Source organism: Polaromonas sp. P1_G4, from assembly GCF_056405475.1.
The window spans coordinates 1-2119 of the sequence record NZ_JBFUCA010000630.1 but is presented as its reverse complement, the minus strand read 5'-3'; the positions used below and the strand labels follow the sequence as shown (position 1 = coordinate 2119).

Here is a 2119-nt window from a genome sequence, read left to right as displayed (position 1 = left end):
CAGGCATGCCGCTTCCAGCGCCTCAAACCAGCGCAGCACGGTACAACCGGCGGCCAGCGGCAGATTCAGGTTAAAACCTTCGCCCTCGCCCGCTCCGGTTTCGTCGGCATAGCCCAGGTAGAACGGATATTCGGTCAAGGGGTCGCCGTGCAGGCTCACGAAAAGCACATCAGCGCGGTCATAAAAAATGCTTTGTGTCCCGTTGCCGTGGTGGTAGTCCACGTCCAGCACCGCCACGCGCGCGGCGCCACCGTCCCGAAACGCCTGGGCAGCGACTGCAGCGTTGTTCAGGAAGCTGTAGCCTCCCATGAAGTCGGCCCCTGCATGGTGGCCGGGTGGACGGCTGCAGCAGAACACGCCGCGCGCAGCGGACTGGCCGGTCGCCAGCAAAGCGGCAGCGCTGGCGGCGGCATCTGCACCAGCCTTGGCGGCTGTCCAGGTCCCCGCGGAAAGCGGTGACCCGTTGTCCATCGAATAAAGCCCCAGCCGTGCGGTGAAATTGACGGGCTCCACATCGCTGCGCAAAGTACGCACGGGCCAGACAGAGGGAAAAGGCTGCCGCTGGTCGTTGCCCTCTTCAAGCGCCACCCAGTCGCGCCACGCATGCTCGAGAAACGCCAGGTAACGGGCACTGTGCACTTTGGCCAACAGCGTGCGGCTGTCGGCCTGGGGCGTGCGCAGCTCGTGGCCGCGCTCGCTCAGGCGGGCCTTAACGTACTCGGCGCGCGCCGGGGTTTCAAAACACGGCACGCGCTCACCGCGGTAGAACTCGAACGCAGGGGCGTGATCGTGGTGGCTGTCGCTGAAAAAAGTAAGCATGGTGGCGAATGGTTTGGTTCGTTCATGAAAAGGAGGTGATGGTGGTTACCCGAACAGCGCAGCGCGCCGCCATCAAAGTGTGCGCGGGTCGGTCTTCAGCAACACCTCGACCAATGAGCGCAACGTCGCCTTCAGCGGCCCGGCGCCCGGTGTCATCTCCAGCGTGGTTTCGTCCATGTACAGCTTGCGGTTGATCTCCAGCTGGATGCTGTGCCGGTGCCCGGCCGGGTTGCTGTAGCGGCGCACCAGTTCCACGCCTTTGTAGGGGTGGTTGTAGGCCACGCTGTAACCCTGCGCGCGCAGGTGCTCACACACCAGTGTCGACAACGCCTTGCTGGCAGTTGTGCCTTCACGGTCGCCGACCACAAAGTCCGCATGCGCCTCACCCGGAAAATCGGTGGCGCTGCCCGAAGCCACTGCCGGCATGGAGTGGCAATTGATGTGGATGCTGTAGCCGCGCTGCCGCCAGGCGGCATCAATCGCCTGCGCCACGGCGGCGTGGTAGGGCTTCCAGCACTGCTCGATGCGCGCCTGGATTTCCGCCACCCCCAGTTTGCGGTCATACAGCGGCACGCCTTCGTCGGTGGTGCGCCAGATCAGCCCCTTGCCCAGGCGGACCTTGGACATGACCTGGGGATCATCGTCTACCGGTTCGGGCCAGGGCGCTTCCAGCAGGGACACATCCATTTCGGTGGTGTTGCGGTTGGCGTCCAGGTAGCTTCGGGGGAAATGCGCCTCAACCCAATGCGCACCCAATGCCGGCGCAAAGTCATACAGTTTTTCGACATGGGTGTCTTCTGCGCTGCGCAGCACGGCGAGCTCGCAGGCATGCCCGAAATCAGCCGGATACACCGTCCCGCTGTGCGGGGAATCAAGAACCAGCGGAGTGCTTCCGGGCAGGTAGGTAATGGAGGGCATGCACTGACTTTAGCAGCAGCACATTGGCAAACGGACGGTGGCGCTCCAAGGTTCAGCCCTTTCGCAAACTTCCGTTTGTCCTACAGGGTTTTAACTTTTAGCCCCACAACAGTGTGTGGGTGCGGCCCTTAAATTTCACAGCGGAAAGCCCGCTAAACCGCTTTTTCCAAAAGAAAAAGTGCATTCCGAAAATTCATTGATTGAAGGAACCACCATGCCATCATTGACCCGCAAACTCTCCGCAACCGTGCTGGCTGCTGCTGCCCTGGCTGCGGCCGCAGGGGCCAACGCCCAAAGCGGTTCGACATCGTCCAACACCACGTACAGCAGCAATTATTCGTTTTACGCACCGGGCTCGCGCTATTTCGGCCTGAACGTGGGC

2 protein-coding genes are annotated in these 2119 nt (G+C 62.2%); both read right to left on the bottom strand.

Annotation, left to right across the window (positions count from 1 at the left end; all coding sequences use genetic code 11):
- Window positions 1-819: arginase family protein (locus tag AC1D1X_RS21510; protein WP_477699132.1), on the bottom strand; the 819-nt coding region annotated here is incomplete at its 3' end.
- A 72-nt stretch (window positions 820-891) separates the two neighbouring features.
- Window positions 892-1737, bottom strand: coding sequence for an N-formylglutamate amidohydrolase (locus tag AC1D1X_RS21505; protein WP_477669239.1), 846 nt, complete (start codon window positions 1735-1737; stop codon window positions 892-894).
- Between the last annotated feature and the right edge of the window lie 382 nt (window positions 1738-2119).